14 protein-coding genes are annotated in these 19,834 nt (G+C 56.1%); 7 read left to right on the forward strand and 7 right to left on the reverse strand.

What is annotated here, in order from left to right:
- Positions 1-3: 3 nt before the first annotated feature.
- From CLV58_RS13355 to CLV58_RS13365, 3 genes are read right to left on the reverse strand one after another with little or no spacing between them, the layout of a single operon-like run.
- Entirely contained in the window at positions 4-909 is a 906-nt protein-coding gene (locus tag CLV58_RS13355; protein WP_106138327.1) for a hypothetical protein, read from the reverse strand.
- A gap of 12 nt (positions 910-921) precedes the next feature.
- Positions 922-1,878, reverse strand: a complete 957-nt coding sequence (locus tag CLV58_RS13360; protein WP_106138328.1) for a hypothetical protein — start codon at positions 1,876-1,878, stop codon at positions 922-924.
- 9 nt (positions 1,879-1,887) lie between these two features.
- Complete coding sequence (locus CLV58_RS13365) at positions 1,888-2,220, reverse strand: PKD domain-containing protein (RefSeq protein ID WP_106138329.1); 333 nt, start codon at positions 2,218-2,220, stop codon at positions 1,888-1,890.
- Between the two features lie 221 nt (positions 2,221-2,441).
- Between CLV58_RS13365 and CLV58_RS13370 the strand changes: the two genes are divergently transcribed.
- Positions 2,442-6,071, forward strand: a complete 3,630-nt coding sequence (locus CLV58_RS13370) for a PAS domain S-box protein (RefSeq protein WP_425443522.1) — start codon at positions 2,442-2,444, stop codon at positions 6,069-6,071.
- Between the two features lie 115 nt (positions 6,072-6,186).
- A complete protein-coding gene (locus CLV58_RS13375; protein ID WP_106138331.1) occupies positions 6,187-7,683 on the forward strand; it encodes a helix-turn-helix domain-containing protein in 1,497 nt (498 codons plus the stop codon).
- A gap of 109 nt (positions 7,684-7,792) precedes the next feature.
- Here CLV58_RS13375 and CLV58_RS13380 read toward each other — a convergent pair whose 3' ends face one another.
- Positions 7,793-9,499 carry a glutamine--tRNA ligase/YqeY domain fusion protein gene (locus CLV58_RS13380; protein WP_106138332.1) on the reverse strand — a complete coding sequence of 569 codons (1,707 nt, stop codon included), beginning with the start codon at positions 9,497-9,499 and terminating at the stop codon, positions 7,793-7,795.
- A gap of 196 nt (positions 9,500-9,695) precedes the next feature.
- Between CLV58_RS13380 and CLV58_RS13385 the strand changes: the two genes are divergently transcribed.
- From CLV58_RS13385 to CLV58_RS13400, 4 genes are all read left to right on the forward strand, one after another.
- On the forward strand, positions 9,696-11,036 hold the full coding sequence (locus CLV58_RS13385; protein WP_106138445.1) for a TolC family protein: 1,341 nt from the start codon (positions 9,696-9,698) through the stop codon (positions 11,034-11,036).
- A gap of 140 nt (positions 11,037-11,176) precedes the next feature.
- A complete protein-coding gene (locus CLV58_RS13390) occupies positions 11,177-12,298 on the forward strand; it encodes an efflux RND transporter periplasmic adaptor subunit (protein WP_106138333.1) in 1,122 nt (373 codons plus the stop codon).
- Positions 12,299-12,389: 91 nt separating this feature from the next.
- A complete protein-coding gene (locus tag CLV58_RS13395) occupies positions 12,390-15,587 on the forward strand; it encodes an efflux RND transporter permease subunit (protein WP_106138334.1) in 3,198 nt (1,065 codons plus the stop codon).
- Between the two features lie 320 nt (positions 15,588-15,907).
- On the forward strand, positions 15,908-16,342 hold the full coding sequence (locus tag CLV58_RS13400; RefSeq protein ID WP_106138335.1) for a DUF4890 domain-containing protein: 435 nt from the start codon (positions 15,908-15,910) through the stop codon (positions 16,340-16,342).
- An 83-nt stretch (positions 16,343-16,425) separates the two neighbouring features.
- On the opposite strand, the gene CLV58_RS13405 is transcribed toward CLV58_RS13400, so the two are convergent.
- Positions 16,426-17,016 carry a hypothetical protein gene (locus CLV58_RS13405; RefSeq protein ID WP_106138336.1) on the reverse strand — a complete coding sequence of 197 codons (591 nt, stop codon included), beginning with the start codon at positions 17,014-17,016 and terminating at the stop codon, positions 16,426-16,428.
- 269 nt (positions 17,017-17,285) lie between these two features.
- Between CLV58_RS13405 and CLV58_RS13415 the strand changes: the two genes are divergently transcribed.
- Entirely contained in the window at positions 17,286-18,467 is a 1,182-nt protein-coding gene (locus tag CLV58_RS13415) for an MFS transporter (RefSeq protein ID WP_106138338.1), read from the forward strand.
- Here the strand turns inward: CLV58_RS13415 and CLV58_RS13420 are convergent.
- Positions 18,462-19,040: a chemotaxis protein CheB gene (locus CLV58_RS13420; RefSeq protein WP_106138339.1), complete on the reverse strand. Its 579-nt coding sequence runs from the start codon at positions 19,038-19,040 to the stop codon at positions 18,462-18,464. The two genes, CLV58_RS13415 and CLV58_RS13420, sit on opposite strands and share 6 nt — an antisense overlap.
- Positions 19,022-19,831 carry a CheR family methyltransferase gene (locus CLV58_RS13425; RefSeq protein WP_106138340.1) on the reverse strand — a complete coding sequence of 270 codons (810 nt, stop codon included), beginning with the start codon at positions 19,829-19,831 and terminating at the stop codon, positions 19,022-19,024. The genes CLV58_RS13420 and CLV58_RS13425 overlap by 19 nt, the downstream gene beginning before the upstream one ends.
- Between the last annotated feature and the right edge of the window lie 3 nt (positions 19,832-19,834).

Below are 19,834 nucleotides of genomic sequence, written 5' to 3' on the forward strand. Positions count from 1 at the left end.
CCCTCACCGATCGATCCAGTCGTCGGGGCCGAGTGTGACAAGTAACTTCTGGAAGGATGTCCAGTCGCCCGAACTTGTCACGCCAATGCGATTGCCGGGCAAGGGCTCGAACACGAATGGACTGCCCCGCACCTCCCGCTGATTGATGTACACATGCAACGCTTTCTCGACGCGCCGGATTACCAGCTGATTCCGGTTTGGCTCGACAGGTACGCCCGGTCGAAAGAAATCGTCGGTCATTACCGAATCGGTAGCCTGCCCGTCAATCAGTCGGGTGAGCGCCATCGTGCCGTCGCTGCGCAGGCGGAAGGCGCACAGATTCAGCGAGTCACGAACCCCGAATAGTAGCCCACCCGACGGTACCCGGCCCGAATCCGCCACCACGTCGATTCGGATCGTGAAATAGGGGGCCAGGTTGAGGTTCATCTCCGTGGGTAGCGGCACGACGCTGTAGGCTACTTCGCCGGGTGCCGGGCTTAGTCGCCGGATGTTGTACTTGCCGAAGCCAATCTGATAGTGGTAACCGCCCTTCCGGCCACCGCGCCAGCCACTGCGGTTCGTGGCAAAGTCGCCCGAGAAGGCAGGGCGGTAGCTCTGGGGCCGTGCTGGCACGCGCCCGATTGCCGGTGCCGGACGGGTTGGCAGCGTCGATGCGGTAGGCGCGGAAGCGGGTACTGTAACTGTAGCAACAGCCGTAGTGGGTGCTGGTGTTGGCCGGGTTGGGTTAGGAACGTTGGTCGGGGCGGGGGAGGCATGCGTCGCATGTCGGGACAGCGATACCTGTTGCCACTCGCTGCTGGTCGATTCGGTTTCTTCTACGGTTTGCGTGGAGTCCGGCTGCGTTTGCGCGTAGCTTACCACCGAACCAACTAGTCCGGATAAAAGCACGAAAACAGCCAGATAGCGCATAGACGAATTAGGTTAGAATGTATACCGAAGTTGCGCCGTCGGTTGCCCGGCCTGCAAACCGGGCCGGAGCGTAACACCCTCTACCCGTAGCGACCGCTTTTGCCGATTGTTGTTAAGGCCGCGCAGAAACGTTAGCACGACATCGGCCGCTGCAATGGCAATCGCGCCCCGTGTCGCCACATAATAACGATGGTAATGGGTATTTGCTGTCTGATAGTAGGGTTCGGCAACCGTACTATTTCGTTGTTGCTCATAAAGCGCATAGGCTGCATCAGCATCACGCTTTTCCTTTAACCCGTAGAGAATCAGGCTGTACGTCGTAGCAAACACGATCGGACGAAAGCCAACGCGCGGACGGGGTGTCTGGACGAAAATATTTCCGATGCCCGGTGCCACAGCCGATAACAACGCCCAGGCCGGCCCCACATACCGGTTCGAAGACCGCGTACTAGCGGGAACAGTCTCCGTATCGGCCAAATCAGGTGACGTTGCTGGTGCTGCCGCGATCGCTGTTGTAGGGGTGGGGGGCGTCTGTACGGCTTCCGTCGGTACAGGTGTAGCCGCCGGTTTAGGCGTTACTGACGGTTCAGGCGCTGTCGGCTGGCTGGGGCGGGACGTTCGGCGCGCAGCCGCAATCGGCACGTGCGTGCGAATCAGCACCGATACTTTGATTTCTTCGTTCAGTGTGTAGCCGTTGGCGCGGGCATTCCAGACTACGCGCCGGTCTGATCCGGCGGGGACGTTCATCCCGATGTCGCCCTGAATCAGCTCGGGTCGAATGCGGAGTAGTCCCCGAATCCGACTACGAATCTGAACATAAACGGAATCGCCGGGACGGGTATTGAGCAGGTCGTACTGGATTTCCAGCCGTGCCGAATCGATACTGCGAAAGCGGATGTTGCTGACCCGGTTTTGCGCTGTTGCCGACAGGTAGAAACAGCAAAAAATGAGCAGGTAAAAAAAACGCATGGTCGGTGGTTAGCGGACGGTAATCTGGCGAGTAGTGGTAAACGTATCGTCGCAGGTATTGACAAGGGTGAGCCGGACGGTATACGTACCCGCCTTTGCGTAATTGTAAATCACCCGCAGGCCGACCCGGTTGACGCCGGAATCATCGCCAAAGTCCCAGCCTGCCAGTCCGATGTCGCCTTGTGGGTTGTCGACGAAAAAAGCGAGGTCGAGGCCGGTACCGGATACGCCGATCGTAGCCGCAGGACTGGCACAGCTAGGAAACGACTTCCGTTCTAGGTTGTATGGTTCGCAGCCGGTTAGCAGCAGCATAGCGAGAAATAACACGTAACAGTTGCGCATTGGGGAGGATCGGATCGTTATGTAGGCGATGCCAGCGCGAGGTGCGGCCCGAATACGACCCCGTTACCCGCTGATTTTGCCCGAAAGCAGTAATTTTTTGTAAATTTAATGGTTTGACGGTCACACCTCCGTGCCACCCCACTATGCAAAGGTCTGTAAAAACCAAACGTGAACCGATTTCGGATAGTAAACCCGCTACTGCACAGCCCGACGCCGGACTGATGGCCGACGAGGCCATGCGGCAGCATACCCGGCAAACGGTCGACCAATTAAACCTGATCGGTATCACCATTGATCGCGACGGAACGCTCAGCTACGCCAACCCCTACACGGTACGGGTGACGGCCTGGCAGGCGGACGAAATCGTGGGCAAAAACTTCTTCGATATATTTGTTCCGGCCACCGACCGCGCCCGGCTTGAACTGGATTTCGACGACCTGCTGTTGCGCGGTAAGCTGCCTGAGAACCGGGAAATCGCCCTGCTGACCCGGAGCGGCTCACTGCGAAACGTGCAGCTTAACTCGCTGCTCGTTGATCGTGACGAACACGCCAGCGAAGTCATTACGGCGATCACGCTGATCGGTGAGGATATTACCAACAAACGCCGGGTCGCGTCGGCGCTGTCGAATACCAACGCGCAATTGCAGGATCTGGTCGACAACACCTCCGATCTGATTCAACTGCTGACGCTCGACGGTAAGTTTATCTTCGTTAACCGGGCGTGGCGCGAAGTGCTGGGCTACGCGTCGAGTGAGATTGCGTCGCTCAACCTGCGCGACGTGCTGCACCCCGACTACGCCGACAGTACGATTGCCCTGCTGAAACGTATCGAGTCGGGGTCGATGCTGCCGTATTTCGAAACGGTATTCCGCGACAAATCCGGCAAAACGATCTTTCTGTCGGGAAGCGTCAACTGCCGGTTCGACAACGGACGGCCAACGGCGTTCCGCTGTATTCTGCACGATACGACCAGCCGGATACGGGCGGAAAAGTCGCAGAAACTGTACTACAGCATCGCCAACTGGACCATCAACACGCCCAATCTGGATGATCTGTACCAGAAAATTCACCACGAACTGGGCAACATCATCGACGCGCGCAATTTCTTTATCGCGCTCTACGATTCAAGCAAGACGTACCTGTCGTTTCCCTACTACGTCGATGAATATTTCGGCAACAGCATGCGGTTTACGAAGCGCCGGCTGGGAAACGGCCTGACGGAATACACGATCCGGGCCAACAAACCGCTGTTTCTGTACGAAAAAGATATTCGCCAACTGGCCGAGCAGCACAAAATTGACCTGTACAATCAGCGGCAACCGCAGGTGATGCTGACGGCTCCGCTGCGCATTGGCGACGAGATTACGGGGATTATCGGGGTGAAGTCGTACAACGATGCCCGCACCTATGGCCCCCGCGACCTCGAACTGCTTGAATTTATTTCGGGGCAGGTGGCGCTGGCGATTGCCCGCAAGCAGTCGGAACTGGTACTCGATAAGCAGAACGCCCGACTCAACGCCATCTTCGACAGCAGCACGTACCTGATCTGGTCGGTCAACAAGGGGCTGCTACTGACGTCGTTTAATAAAAACTACCTGCGGCTGATCGAAAACCAAACCGGCGATCAGCCACGGCTGCATACCAGTGTGCTCCAGAATGGCTGGCGCATGCTCAACGCCGATAGCCGCCGGATGATGGAAGATCATTACCGGCTGGCTTTCAAGGGGGCTGCCCAAAGTTTTGAACTCCATTTTACGACTGGTAAAGGCGAAACCTACCTGGAAATTCACCTCAACCCGATTCTGCTGACAGGGGGCGTTATCGAAGAGGTGTCGGGCATTGCGCGGGACATCACTAACCGGAAACGGGCCGAAATTGCGACGCTGCGCAGTGAGGAAAAATTCCGGGGAATCTTCGAAAACCTACAGGACATCTACGCCCGTGTCGACCGGAAGGGGAAGATTACGATGGTCAGTCCGTCGGTGTTTAAACGGCTGGGCTACACGCCCGACGAGGTGCTGGGGCAGGACGTTACCCAGTATTTTGTCGACAAGAGCGTGATTCACCGGGCCATGATCAAACTCGGCCGGACGCACAGCCTGCGCAACTTCGAGGTGAGCATGCGCCGAAAAGACGGTACGGAGCGGCAGTTTATGTTCAACATGCTGCTGCTTCAGGACGATGCCGGCCATTACTCGGTTGTTGCCGTATTGGCCCGCGATATTACCGAGTTGAAGCGGCAGTCGGCCGAACTGGTGAAAGCCCGCGATGAAGCCGAACGGTCGCTGAAAGTGAAAGAGCAGTTCCTGGCCAATATGAGCCACGAAATCCGGACGCCGATGAACGGGGTAATTGGCATGATCGACCTGCTCAACGACACCCAACTCGACGACGAACAGCGCAGTTACGTCAAGACGATCAAGCGGTCGTCGGAAACGCTGCTCAATATTCTCAACGATATTCTCGACCTGTCGAAGATCGAAGCGGGCAAGATGGTGCTGCACGAAGCCCCGATTGCCTTCCGCGAAATTTTCGAGAAGCTTATCGCCCTGTTCGGGCAGCAGGCGCATTCGAAAAACAACGATCTGACCTATCACCTCGCACCCGATCTGCCTACGTTCGTGATCGCCGATCAGACGCGATTGCTTCAGATTCTGTCGAACCTGACGTCCAACGCCATCAAGTTTACGGAGAATGGTACGGTGCAGGTCAAGGCGTCGCTTGTCAGCAAACGGGGTAAGTTCAACCGGATTCGGGTAGCTGTCGAAGATTCGGGTATTGGCATTTCTCCCCAGAACATCAATCTGCTGTTCAACTCGTTCAGTCAGGTCGATACCTCGTCGCGCAAGTCGTTTGGTGGTACGGGGCTTGGGCTGTCCATCTCGAAAGAACTGGCGCACCTGATGAAAGGCGAGGTTGGCGTCGAGTCAGTGGTAGGGAAGGGGAGCACGTTCTGGTTTATCATCGAACTAAAGGAAACGGCTATCAGTCCGTCGCAGCAAACCACTGAAGCCGCCGAGATTACGCTGGCCAACTTCTTCAGCACCTACCACCCGCAGGTGTTGCTGGTCGACGATAATGCTGTCAACCGGAAAGTCGCCAGCGAAATTCTGCGGAAAGCGGGCTGCGTGGTGACGACGGCCGATAGTGGACCGGCGGCTATCGCGCAGGTAAGCGAGCGATTCCAGGCGATCGAGAAGGGTGAATCGGACTCGTTTGACGTAATCTTCATGGACATTCAGATGCCCGACATGGACGGTGTTGAAACGACCCGGAATCTGCGCGAGCAGTTCGGTAAGCGCCTGCCGACGATCGTGGCCATGACGGCGTACTCGATGCGCGAAGACCGCGAACGCTTCATTCAGCAGGGACTGGACGATTACATTGCCAAGCCGATTCGGGCGCAGAGCCTGATAGCGAAAGTCAAGGAATTATCGGATGCGAACCGGGCCCGGCAGAAAACCGACGCGCCCGTGGCGGCTCCGATACCGGTAGTAGTGCAAAGTGACCCAGCGCTCCCCATCATCGACCCGGAAATCATCGGGCAACTGCGCGACATCGGCGGGCAGGAACTGGTCGACAGTATTCTGGACGAATTTGTCACGGAAGCGGCCGAGCTGGTCAACGGCGCGATCGACGCGTACAAACTGGGCGATATTCCGACCGTAAAGAGCCACCTGCACACGCTGAAAGGCTCTGCCGGTACGATTGGTGTCTCCCGCGTGGCCGACATTGCCCGTACGGCCGAGGGGAAGCTGAAAGTGGCCGATACCAGTGGGTTATCCGATGCGCTCGACGCACTTAGCGCAGCCTTCAACGACTTTCTGGCAGAACGCGAAAAACCGGCGTAACTTTGTGAAGTCAGTTTACGGTATACAGTATACAGTTTTCGGTGGCTATCGCACGATCGGTCCCGGCGGCCGTAAACTGCATACCGTAAACCGTATACTGTAAACCGATCCAATTTTGACCCTTCCTGCTGATCATATTCGCCTGCTGTTTGGCTTGAAATTAAGGCAGCTTCGACTCGACAAGGGGCTGTCGGCCAGCGATCTGGCGCAGCAGTCTGGTATGTCGGTGTCGTACATCACCGAAATCGAAAAGGGGCGGAAGTACCCGAAAGCCGACAAGATTGCGGCCCTCGCCAACGCCATGCAGGTCGACTACGACTCGCTGGTGTCGCTGAAACTGAGCAAGAAGCTGGAACCCATATCCGATCTGCTCCGGTCCAAATTCCTGACCGAGATTCCACTCGAACTGTTCGGCATCGACCCGTCGGATCTGCTGGAACTGCTGGCCGAAGCACCCGCCAAGGTCAGCGCCATGATCCGCACGTTCATGGATATTGCTCTGACGTACAACATGAGCGTCGAACGGTTGTACATGACCATGCTGCGGTCGTATCAGGAGATGCACGACAACTATTTCCCGGAGATCGAAGCCGACGCCGACCGATTTCTGGCGGAGTACACGGCGTCGGGGCAGGCCGTGTCGGAGAATCTGCTGGTCAATCTACTCAAGATAAAATACGACGTGCAGATCGTGCCGTTCGATCCGGCCGAGCAGCCCGAACTGACGGCGCTGCGCTCGGTGTACCGTCCCGAACGGCGTACGTTGCACCTGAACGCCAGCCTGAATACGGCCCAGCGGACGTTTATTCTGGCGCGGGAAGTCGCGTTTCAGTACATGGGACTGAAAATTCGGCCTTATACCTATTCGTGGGTCGAAGCCGAATCGTTTGAGCAGATTCTGAACAACTACCGGGCTTCGTATTTCGCCGGTGCTATCCTGATCCGTCGCGACGTACTCGTCGCCCGGTTGACGGAACTATTCGACCGCGATACCTGGAGCAACGACGCTTTCCTCGACCTGATCCGGGATTTCAACTCAACGCCCGAACGTTTCTTCTACCGGCTCAGCAATGTGTTGCCCAGTCAGTTCGGCATCGATCAGCTGTTTTTTTACCGGTTCAACCATACGGCTGGCGAAACGGATTTTCACCTGTCGAAAGAAATGCACCTGTCGCGATTACAGGGTAGTCAGGGTGGGCCACGCGGTATCATCGACGAACACTACTGCCGTCGCTGGATTGCGCTGACGATCTTGCAGGAACTGCATTTCCTCCAGCAGAACAAAGGCGTCGACAGTACCCTGTGCCGGGCGCAGCTATCGGAATACGCCGATTCGGGCGTGCAATACCTGATCGTCTCGGTAGCCCATTCGCACCGGCCCGACGTGCAGCAGAACATGAGTGTGTCGATGTGTTTTGCCGTCAACGATGCGCTGCGGAGCCGGATGAAGTTCATGCAGAAGCCCACCCCCGACATTCCGGCCCGGCTGGTCAACGAAGCCTGCGAGCGCTGCGGTATTTTCGACTGCCGCGAACGGGTGGCCGCGCCTACCGTACTCCAGAAGAAGCGGCAGTTTGCCGGTATGAAGCAGGCGCTGGAGAAATTGGCTTGAGTCTGATTGTCTTGAACTGTGATTCTTGTGATTACGCTGATAGACTGTGATTATTTAAATCAACGAAATCAGTAAATCAAACGAATCACAGTTCAAGACAATTCGAACGTCATCCCTTCTTTTGCTCTTTCGCCCAGCCGTCTTTGAGGGTGGCGGTGCGGTTGAAGACGGGCAGCGCGTCGGTGGAGTCGGCGTCGAGGATGAAATAGCCTTTACGCATGAACTGTACGTTGGTCAGTGAGCCAGACCGGGTGGCCGCAACCAGGGCGGGTTCGACAAAGGCGCGGACCGTTTCGAGCGAGTTGGGATTGATAAGCTCTTTAAAATCCCGTTCGTCGGCGGCTGGGTTCTCGACGGAGAACAGCCGATCGTACAGGCGCACTTCGGCTTCGACCGCATGCGGGACCGATACCCAGTGAATCGTGCCTTTGACGTTGATGCCCGACGTATCGGAACCGCTCCGGCTTTCAGGAATGTACGTACAGCGCAATTCGATGATCTCGCCGGCATTGTCTTTCACGACTTCCTCACACTTGATGATGTAAGCCCCTTTCAGGCGAACCATTCCCCCCGGAAATAAGCGGAAGAATTTCTTCGGCGGGTTTTCCATGAAGTCGTCGCGCTCGATGTACACTTCCCGGCTAAACGGCACGTCGCGTACGCCCGCCGACGGATCTTCGGGGTTGTTTTCGATGTGCATGATCTCCTCCCGACCGAGGTCGTAGTTGGTAATGACCAGCTTGAGCGGTTTCTCGTCAAGCACAGCCATCAGGCGGGGGGCCGTCCGGTTTAGCTCTTCGCGAATGCAGAACTCTAGCAAACCTACGTCGATCAGGTTGTCGCGTTTGGCAATGCCGATCCGGTCGCAGAACTCACGTATACTGGCAGGCGTGTAGCCGCGCCGACGAATACCGGCGATGGTCGGCATACGCGGATCGTCCCAGCCGCTGACGTGCTTCTCTTCGACCAGCTGTTTGAGTTTCCGCTTGCTCATGACCGTATAAGTCAGGTTGAGCCGCGCAAACTCAATTTGCCGCGACGGGAACAGCTCCAGTTGCTGAATGAACCACTCGTAGAGCGGGCGGTGTACTTCAAATTCCAGCGTACAGAGCGAATGCGTGATGTGCTCGATGGCGTCCGACTGGCCGTGGGCGAAGTCGTACATCGGGTAGATGCACCAGGCGTCGCCCGTGCGGTGGTGATGCGCGTGTTTGATGCGGTAGATGATCGGGTCGCGCAACTGCATGTTCGGCGACGCCATATCGACCTTCGCCCGCAGTACTTTAGCGCTGTCGGGGTAGTCGCCGGCACGCATCCGTCGGAACAGGTCGAGGTTTTCGGCAACGCTTCGATCGCGGTACTGATTCAGCCGACCCGGCTCGGTTGGCGTGCCTTTCTGCGCCGAAATTTCTTCCGCCGTCGAATCGTCGACGTAGGCCAGTCCTTTCTGAATCAGGGTTTCGGCGAACTGGTAAATCTGCTCGAAATAATCCGACGCGTAGAACTCGTTTTCCCAGTCGAAGCCCAGCCAGCGTACGTCGTTCTTGATCGAATCAACATACTCGGTATCTTCCGTTACGGGGTTGGTATCGTCGAAGCGGAGGTTCGTTTGTCCGCCGTATTCGTCAGCCAGTCCGAAGTTCAGGCAGATCGATTTGGCATGACCGATATGGAGGTAGCCGTTCGGTTCGGGTGGAAAACGCGTATGCACGCGCCCACCGTTTTTGCCGGCGGCAATGTCTTCGTCAACAATCTGTTCGATAAAATTCAGGGAACGTTCAGTGCGTTCGTCTGAGTCGCGGGGCGCTTCCGTCATGAGGCAGGATAACTGGTAAATAGTCCGAAATGTACGGCGATCGGGTGGTTTTGGCAAATTGGCTCCGCGCCGATAGCCTGGGCAATTCGCTAGAATTTAGTCCTTGGCTGAACAAAAAGCAGCGGTCTGGTAGTTGATGGATAGTACACAAGATTGACTATTTGGGTCAATGACTGGTACCGCCATTCACAATGTTATGAAAAAAGGGGTTATTGGCCTTCTCTGCGTTCTTTTGAGCAGCTTGGGAAGCCCACTACTGGCACAAAAGCCAGCGGATTCATTAACCAGGCAAGCGTACCTGAATGACTGCCTGGTGTACGCGCTGAACAATTATCCGGTCGTTCGTCAGTCGCTGATTGATCAGGAAATCACAGACCGGAACATTAAAGTTGCGCAATCGACCTGGTACCCACAGCTTACGGGCGGGTACTCGCTGATTCATTACCTGAAACTTCCTGTCACGCAGATCCCTGACGTGAATACCGGGGAACGGCGGAACGTGACGCTGGGCGCACAGAACACGTCGGTCGCGTCGTTTTCCCTGTCGCAGAATATCCTGAACCGCGATCTGCTGCTGGCTAACCGAACCGCTGATGCTTACCGGGTACAGGCCGCACAAACGACGACGCTGAACAAAATCGACGTGGTTGTCAACGTCAGCAAGGCCTACTATGACGTGGTGCTGACGCAGCGGCAGGCCGACATCCTTACCGAAGACATCGTTCGCTTACAACGCAGCTTGCAGGATGCGTCGAATCAGTACCAGAGTGGGGTCGTCGACAAAACCGACCCGCAGCGGGCGCAGGTAGCGCTCAACAATGCACTGGCGCAGCGAAAACAATACACCGATCTGGTGGGCGCGAAGATTCAGGTGCTCAAGCAGTATATGGGCTATCCGCCAACGACCCGGCTGGGGGTGGCGTACGACACGCTGCAACTTGTCCGCGACACGGCCCTGGATACCCTGCAACTAGCCAATCCGGCCAGCCGGGTCGAGTACCAGCAACTGCGAACGCAGCGTGAACTGCTTGATGCGAATGTACGCTACGCCCGCTGGGCTTACCTGCCGTCGGTCTCGGCCATTGCCAACTACAACTTTCAGTATCAAAACAACACCTTCACACAACTCTACTCGCAGGTATTTCCCAACTCGCTGATCGGTTTGTCGGTGGCGCTGCCCATTTTTCAGGGTGGCCGACGGGTGCAGCAGTTGCGTATTGCTGAGTTGCAGGTGAAACGACTCGACTGGGACTTCGTCTCGCTAACCAACAGCGTCGATGCGGAATACGCGCAGGCGCTGTCGGTCTACAAGGGTAACCTGGCCAACTATTACGCGCTGGTGGCGAATCAGCAGCTGGCGCAGGATAACTACCGCATCATCAACCTGCAATACCGCTCCGGCGTCCGGGCTTATCTGGACGTGACGGTTGCCGAAGCAGACCTGCGTACGGCCCGGCTCAACGTGTTCAATGCCTTGTATCAGGTGCTGGTGAGTCGTGTCGATGTGCTCCGCGCGCTGGGCGAGTATAGATTTTAAGTGCGGTATTCGGTTTACTGTATACGGTTTACAGTTCTCCGTCATGCATGGTCTGTCGATTGATAGCTAACAGATCAGGTAATCACCGTAAACCGTAAACCGAGAACTGTATACCAAGAACTACAAACACGAGTGACGTTATGACAACGGTAAACTATCGACTGCTGCTGCTGGGTGGGCTGGTAACGCTGGCCGGCTGCGGGGGTAGTAAAGACGATAAAAAGCAGCAGGCCCCTCCGCCGACGGCGGTATCTGCCGTGCGGGCGGAGAAAGGTAGTGCGACCTATTACGACGAGTTTCCCGCCACGATCACGGCGTTCCGCGAGGTGGAAATTCAGCCGCAGGTGTCGGGAAACATTACCGGTATTTTCTTCGAAGACGGGCAGCACGTAACGCGTGGGCAGAAGCTGTACACGATCGATCCGCAGCAATACCGGGCTTCCTACGATCAGGCCGTCGCTAACCTGAACGTGCAGAAAGCCAACCTCAACCGGGCGCAGAAAGATGCCGACCGGTACACAACGCTGGAAAAGCAGGATGCTATTGCCCGGCAGGTTGTCGACAATGCCAATGCAACCCTGGAGGCTACCCGCATGCAGGTGGCCGCAGCCCAGGCCAACATTCAGCAGGTGGCTACCAACCTGAAATACACGATGATCTACGCGCCCCTCGACGGCACGATTGGTATTTCGCAGGTGCGACTAGGGGCAGCCGTGGCACCCGGTGGCGGTGTTCCGCTTAACACCATTTCAGCCGATAATCCGCTGTCGGCCGATGTGCAGATCGATGAGTCGCAGATCCCGCGCTTCACAGCTTTACAGAACAGCGCCGGAAAAGGAAACGATTCGACATTCCTGCTCATGCTGCCGAACGGCGCTCAGTATCCGTACCCCGGCTCGATTCGCATCGTCGATCGGGCTGTCGATCCACAAACGGGTACGCTGCGTGTCCGGGTTGCATTCCCGAATCCGAAAAATCAGTTGAAAGTCGGGCAGAATGGTAACCTGCGCGTCCGCAATCAGACGCCCGGTGCGCAACTGCTGATTCCGTATAAGGCCATAACAGAACAGATGAGCGAATACTTCGTCTACGTCGTGGGCGATAGCAGCAAGGTAACCCAGAAGAAGGTGACGCTCGGCGCTCGTATCAACGACAAGGTTGTTGTGAAGAATGGCTTGAGCGAAGGCGAACTGGTAGTGACAGAGGGTACGCAGAAAGTGAAGGAAGGCGCGAAGGTAAAGGTCACGAACCAAGCGAAATAGTAGAATGATTGACTGATTGAGTGATTGAATAGGCTCACATGTCACTTACTCGATCATTCAATCATTCTACTACTCAATCATTAGATAAACCATGTTTGAAGTATTCATCAACCGACCCGTTACGGCCATTGTGACGTCGATCGTCATCGTAGCCCTGGGCATACTGGCGCTGCTGACATTGCCCGTCAGTCAGTACCCGGACATTACGCCACCGGTGGTGCAGGTGTCGAGTAGCTATACCGGGGCCGATGCGCAGACGGTAGAGCAAACGGTGGCGACGCCCATCGAAACGCAGGTCAACGGTACGCCCGGTATGGACTACCTGCAAACCAATGCGACCAACGACGGCCGGATGACGATGAACGTCACGTTCAAAGTTGGTACCGACGTCAACATTGCCGCTCTCGATGTGCAGAACCGGGTTGGTATCGCGACGCCCCAGATTCCGGAAGAAGTGACCCGGCTGGGGGTAACCGTTCGGAAGCGGAACCCATCGCTGTTTATGCTGGTGGCCTTGTACTCGCCCAACGGTACGCACAACGTCTCGTTTCTTGACAACTACGTCAACATCTATATCCGCGACGCCCTGCTGCGGGTGCCGGGGGTAGGGGATATTTTCAGCCGGGCCGACGATTTCAGTATGCGAATCTGGCTGCAACCCGACAAGCTGGCGCAGCTGGGTATGACGCCGACTGATGTGACAAACGCCCTACAGGAGCAAAACCTACAGGTCGCGGGTGGCTCGGTCGGTGGGCCGCCACAACCGACGTCGCAGGCTTTTGAATACACCGTCTTCACGAACAGCCGACTGAGCAAGGAAGACGAATTCCGGAAAATCATCGTGCGGAGCGACCCGACGAAAGGGGCACTGGTTCGACTAAGCGACGTGGCCCGCGTACAACTCGGTAAGTTCTCATACGCCAGCAACTCGTTTGTCGACGGGAAGCGCGCATCGTACCTACTGGTGTATCAGCTGCCGGGCAGTAATGCGCTCCAAACGGCCGAAGGCGTTTACGCAGCGATGAACGAGCTGAAAAAGACCTTCCCCAAAGACATTGATTACGTAGTGCCGTTTGAATCGGTATCGGTTATTCAGGTATCGATCAGCGAGGTGGTCGAAACGCTGCTTGAAGCACTCGTACTGGTCGTACTGGTGGTATTCCTGTTCCTGCAAAGCTGGCGAGCTACGCTGATTACCCTGCTCGCGGTTCCGGTGTCGATCATCGGTACGTTCGCGCTGTTTGTGCCGCTCGGCTTTACGATCAATACGCTGACACTCTTTGCGTTCGTACTCGCCATCGGTATTGTGGTCGATGATGCCATCGTGGTGGTAGAGGCCGTGCAGGCCAACATCGACAAGGGGAAGTCGCCGAAGGAAGCTACTGTGGAGGCCATGCGCGAGATTTCGGCCCCGGTTATTGCCATCGCGCTGATTCTGGCGGCCGTGTTCGTGCCGGTTGGTTTTATTCCCGGTATCGTCGGCCGTTTATACCAGCAGTTTGCCATCACGATTGCCGTATCCGTGTTGATTTCGGCTTTTGTGGCGCTCTCGCTGACGCCCGCGCTCTGTACATTGCTGTTGCGCGAAGAACACATCGACGAGAACGCGAAAGGGCTGAACAAGTTCTTTTACAAATTCAACCAATGGTTCGAGCGGGTTACGAACTCGTACTCCGGCATAGTCAAACGCCTGATCAAGTCAACGCCACTGGTTATCATCGGCCTGGTGGTACTGTATATCGGTACCGGGCTTTTGTTCCGCGCCAAACCGACGGGCTTTATTCCGACGGAAGATGAAGGCCGGCTAATCGTTACCTACGAGATTCCGGAAGCGGCTTCGACAACGCGTAGCTTGCAGGTGCTCAACGAGATGATGACCACGCTGAAAAAGCAGCCCTTCGTCAATCACTTTGCCGCACTGGGTGGCCTGAACGCCATCACGTTCGCGTCGAAGTCGAACAGCGGTACAGTGTTTATGCAGCTGAAGCCGTGGGAAGACCGGAAGGAGCGAAATATGCAGGCTGACTCGCTGGTGGTGAAGTTGCAGAAGATCTTTGCCGGTATCAACGACGCCCGTGTGCAGGTGCTGCAACCCCCGGCTATTCCGGGTCTGGGACAATCGTCCGGGTTTACGTTCGAGATTCAGCAACGGCAGACCAACGACGATGTGCAGGCGTTCGACGGCGTGGTGCAGAACTTCCTGGCTGCGGCCAGCAAGCGACCCGAAATAGGCCGGGCCTACTCGTACTTCACGGCTAAATCACCCGCCTATCGTGTCAACGTCGACCGGGAGAAAGCAAAGAAATTAGGGGTTAGCGTGTCCGACGTGTACCGAACGTTGCAGACCTATCTGGGTAGTCAGTATGTCAACGACTTCATCATTTACGGGCGTAAGTTTCGGGTTGTCGCGCAGGCGGACACCTCGTTCCGTACCGACGTGCGGGACATCAGTCAGTTCTACGTTCGGAATCAGGCGGGCCGGTTGCTGCCGATGACGGCGGTCGCATCGACGTCCGTGATCGAAAACGCTCCGCTGATCTCGCACTTTAACCTGTTCCGGTCGGTCGAAGTTAACGGGCAGGCGGCACCGGGCTACAGTAGTTCGCAGGCTAACGATGCCCTGCGTGAAGTGGCGGCTCAGGTATTGCCCGAGGGGTATTCGTACGACTTCTCAGGCCTGAGCCGGGAAGAGATTAGTGCTGGTAACAGTTCTGTCTACATTTTCGCGCTTAGTGTTGGCTTCGTATTTCTGTTCCTGGCGGCTCTATACGAAAGCTGGTCGGTACCGTTCTCCGTCCTGCTCTCCGTGCCGATCGGTGCGTTCGGGGCCATCCTGGCGCTGGTGCTGTTTCCCTACCTGACCAACAACGTCTACGCGCAGATCGGTCTGATTACGCTGATTGGTCTGGCGGCCAAAAACGCCATTCTGATCGTGGAATTTGCCAAGGAACGGGTCGACAAGGGCGAAGACCTGCTGGAGTCGACACTAGAAGCCGTCCGCCTGCGCCTGCGCCCAATTCTGATGACGTCGCTTGCGTTCATCCTTGGTGTGGTACCGCTGGCTATTGCCAGTGGTGCTGGTGGCGTGGCCCGTGCAACTATCGGCCGGACCGTGCTGGGTGGTATGTTGGCGGCAACGTCGCTGGCGATCTTCGTTGTACCAGTGCTCTACGTAGCCATTACGCGACTGGCCTACGGTAAGAAAGGACTGGAAGAGCTGAAGAAGAACGCGGAGAAAAAGAAACAGGAAGAAAAACCGGAAGAGCAACCACAGATGGTTGACAAGTAGCGGTTCGTGCGCCAACTAAAACGCCCTGACTAGTCCAACTGGTCAGGGCGTTTTTTGTAGTATGTAGCCTGGACGTCCACGTCCGGGTGGACGTCAGGCCAACTATGTAAGGCGGCAGCAATACCTCAGATGGTACTAACGAGAATCTACTAACTGTATCAGGCCAACCAAGCAAGGTGGAAGCTTTATTGGTCGCTTCGCGCCCATCCAGACCGGGAGGTCTGGGCTACATAAACTATTAACAGTCAATTAAATCAACAACGCCGGGTAAACTACCGTTGCCATTGTTCGTCTTACAGAGCAAACAACGCCTTACAATCATGTTTACTAAACTTGCCTATACCGGGCTGCTTTGCTCGCTGCTTTCACTGCCGCTACTGGCTCAGCAGGCTCCTATGTCGACCGTGCCGCATCAGCAGGGGACAAAGCAGGGTCAGAAAATGGCCGATCCCACGATCCGTGCCCAGCGCATGGCCGACCGGCTGACAAAGGAATTAGGGCTGGATCAGGCCACGTCGCAGAAGGTATATACGGCAGCGCTAGCCCGCGCGCAGAAGATTGACAATATTCAGGCTAGCCCCGACGATAATCGGACAAAGGCGAAAGCACTCAAAGCTAATGCTGACGATTTCAAAGCGCAGCTGAAAAGCATGTTGACGCCCGACCAGTTTACGAAGTTTGAGAGCATGCGCGGCCGGATGCGGGGAGGCCGGGGCGGTATGGGTCGACCGGATAGCGATACTGATCAGCCGTAACGACGCGCTGCGATTTTTCCGCAGTGATTGTCGAACACCCTAATCAGCATGAGCTGGTCAGGGTGTTTTGCTTGTATAGGTCATTAGTTGTCGACTGTCAACGTCAGATCGTCAAAATACACGTGGCCTGTCGTTCTGGGCAGGTACACCATGAATACGAGCAGATTGTCGATGTTGCCGGGGTAATTATCCAGCGTGACCGAATACTGTTTAAACTCGCTGGTACCCGTAATTGACGTTGTTCCTTGTGTTGTCTGGAAAAACATAACCTGGCTTCCCTTGTCGCCCCGAATCGCAATTGCCACGCCCTGTCCGGTCAGGTTAACCGGCTTTATTTTCGCCGTCAGCGTGAGTTTGGCACCAACTGGAATAGCGCTAACGGGTATGTTGTTCTGTCCGTAGAAGCAGAAAGCCGAATCGTTTTTGACCGTATTACAATTGATTTTTAGCGAATACCGGGGCGACGATGCGGCTTCGTCGGTGTGGCCGAACGCAAATCCGTTGGGGTTGGCTGTATGCGATGCGTCGTAATTGAAAAACCAGTTCTGCGACTGTTGTTCAACGCTCCCGTTCCTGAGCAGGTTATTCTCCTGCGGCTGCGCATCATTGGACGTACAGGCTGAGAGGACAGATAATACGGCTAGCAGAGCGCAGAATGGCAGAAATCGGTTCATGGCAGATGTGATATGTATAGGTCCGAAAAGGTAACGAGATTGTCATCTTTTTGTATTAATTGGTGATTTAATTTATTTATTGGGGGTAGAATTGGTGTTTTTGGTCTGTAGCCTGTTGCATATGTAGCCTGGACCTCCAGGTCCGGGTGGGCGCGATAGCGACCAACAACGCTGCCGCCTTACATAGTTGGCCTGACGGCCACCCGGACCTGGAGGTCCAGGCTACAACTAAAACGCCATGGTCGATACCGTATTTCTTATCTTTGGTCATGCCCGATTCGTTGCTTGGTCGTGTTCGTCTGCCGGTGATTGTGCTGGCGCAGTTTGCGGGCACGTCGCTGTGGTTTGCCGGAAACGCGATTTTACCTGACATACAGCCGCTATTGAATAACCCGGCTCTGAACGGCTGGATTACGTCGGCGGTACAGCTTGGCTTCATCGGCGGTACGCTGCTTTACGCGTTGCTGGCTATTCCCGACCGCTTTCCGACAACCAGGGTGTTTCTGGTATCGGTACTACTGGCGGCTGCGGCCAATGTGGGCTGGCTGTTTCTGCCGCTTCAGGCATCGACGGTGTTGGTAAGCCGGGCACTGACGGGTTTTTTTCTGGCGGGTGTCTACCCCGTCGGTATGAAGCTGGCTGCCGACTGGTTTCGGCCGGTGTTGGGCCGGGCAATGGGTTTTCTGGTGGGGGCACTAGTGCTCGGAACCGCCTTCCCGCATCTACTGCGTGGACTAGGGACAAGCCTGCCGTACCGGAATCTGATGCTGGCGGTGAGCGGACTGGCCATTGGCGGAGGCATACTCCTGTATCTGGTTGTGCCATCGAAACCACTGCCAACGCAACGTACTCGTTTCCAGTTGGATGCCCTGCGCACGCTCGTTCAACCGTCGGCATTTCGGCCGGCCATGCTCGGCTATTTTGGGCATATGTGGGAGCTGTACACCGTCTGGGCGTTTCTACCGTTGCTGATCGGTTCGTACAATACGCTTCACCTAGCCGAACCGCTGAATGTGTCGCTCACGTCGTTTCTAACCATTGCCGCCGGTATGCTGGGTTGTGTGCTGGGCGGGTACGGCGCGTTACAGATTGGTAGCCGTCGGGTTGCCCGCTACCTGCTGATTACCTCGGGGCTTTGCTTACTGCTACTGCCGTTGCTGATGGGTTTACCCCCGCTGTGGTTCGCCCTGTTTTTAGCCATCTGGGGTGCTGCTGCCTCCGGTGATTCGCCCCAGTTTTCGACGCTCGTGGCCAGTTATGCACCAGCCGAAAGCCGGGGCAGTACGCTGACGCTCGTGACCAGTATCGGCTTTCTGATTACCGTCATTTCCATTCAGACTATGGCTGGGCTGGTAGCGCAGTTTGGTGCATCGGTCTGGCTGTTCTGGCTGCTGCTGCCGGGCCCCCTGCTGGGCGTGCTGGCTGTATCGACCAACGACGAACGGTCATAAACTGTTGATGTAGGCAATCATGTCGTCAACGTCAACCAACTGATCGAACGCCTGCTGCTGAACAGCCTGCTGCGGCATAAAATCGACAAGGGCCGTTTCGGGTTTCTGGACCAGTGCCCGCCCACCCGCCTGTCGAATAGCCAGCAATCCGTTGACACCGTCGGCGTTGGCACCCGATACCAGAATGCCCGTCAGCCACGGACCGTAGACGGCGGCTGCCGACTCGAAGGTGACGTCGATGGCTGGGCGGGTATAGTTTATTTTTTCGGAATCGTCGAGTGAGAACGTAAAGTCGGTTTCGATCAATAAGTGGTAATCAGCCGGAGCGAGGTAGATGACGCCCGCTTCAACCGGTTCCTTTTCATCGACTTCTTTCAGCGGGATACGGGTGCGCAGAGCGAGCAGTTCACTCAGCGTGGAGTCGGCGGTGTTCCGGCGATGTACGACAACGATCAGTGCCGACCGTAGCGGACTGCGCAGGCCGGGCAGTAGTGTCAACAGGACCTCGATACTACCGCTCGAACCGCCAATCACCACAACGGGATGGGGTTGCGTCAGCCAATCTTGCGCCATATTTTTTCGTTGTTCAGTTGTTTGTAGCGTGGCTGTAACGACGAGAATTTCAACGTCTCTTTGGAGCCGAGGGCCAGATAGCCGAGCGGTCCCACACTCCGGTCGAAAAGCGTAAGCACGTGTTCCTGCAACAGCTTATCGAAGTAGATCAGTACGTTCCGGCACAGGATCAGGTCGAACTCGTTGAACGAACTGTCGGAGACGAGATTATGGGTCGAAAAAACCATTTTTTCGCCGAGGTCTTCGCTGAATTTGGCGTAGCCGTAGTGGGCCGTATAGTAATCGGAAAAGTCCCGCGTACCACCCGCAAGCCGGTAGCTTTCGGCGTATTGCCGCAAGGGGGCCATGGGAAAAATGCCGCTGCGGGCCCGGTCCAGTACCTCCGGGTTGAGGTCCGTTGCGTACAGCAGCGATTTATACAGCAGGCCCGTTTCGCGCAGCAGGATCGCCATCGAGTACACTTCTTCACCCGTCGAGCAGCCCGCGTGCCAGATACGAATAAAGGGTTTAGCCGTTAATGTTGGCAGCACGTCGTTGCGCAGCGCCAGATAGAACGACGGATCACGAAACATCTCCGTGACATTTACTGTGATGCCCTCGACAAATCGCTGCGCGTAAGTAGCATCGGATCGGACCCGGTAGCGTAGTTCGGCGAAGCTGGGGAATTTCTCCAGATTCCACAGCCGATCGACCCGGCGTGTTAGCGATGCACGCGAATAGTGGGTGAAATCGTAGCCATACCAGTCCAGCAAGTCGGTGAGCAGCAAATTCAGTTCCTCAGTGCTAATCATAAG

The sequence above is a fragment of the Spirosoma oryzae genome (assembly GCF_003002825.1).
In the GTDB taxonomy this organism is placed as follows: domain Bacteria; phylum Bacteroidota; class Bacteroidia; order Cytophagales; family Spirosomataceae; genus Spirosoma; species Spirosoma oryzae.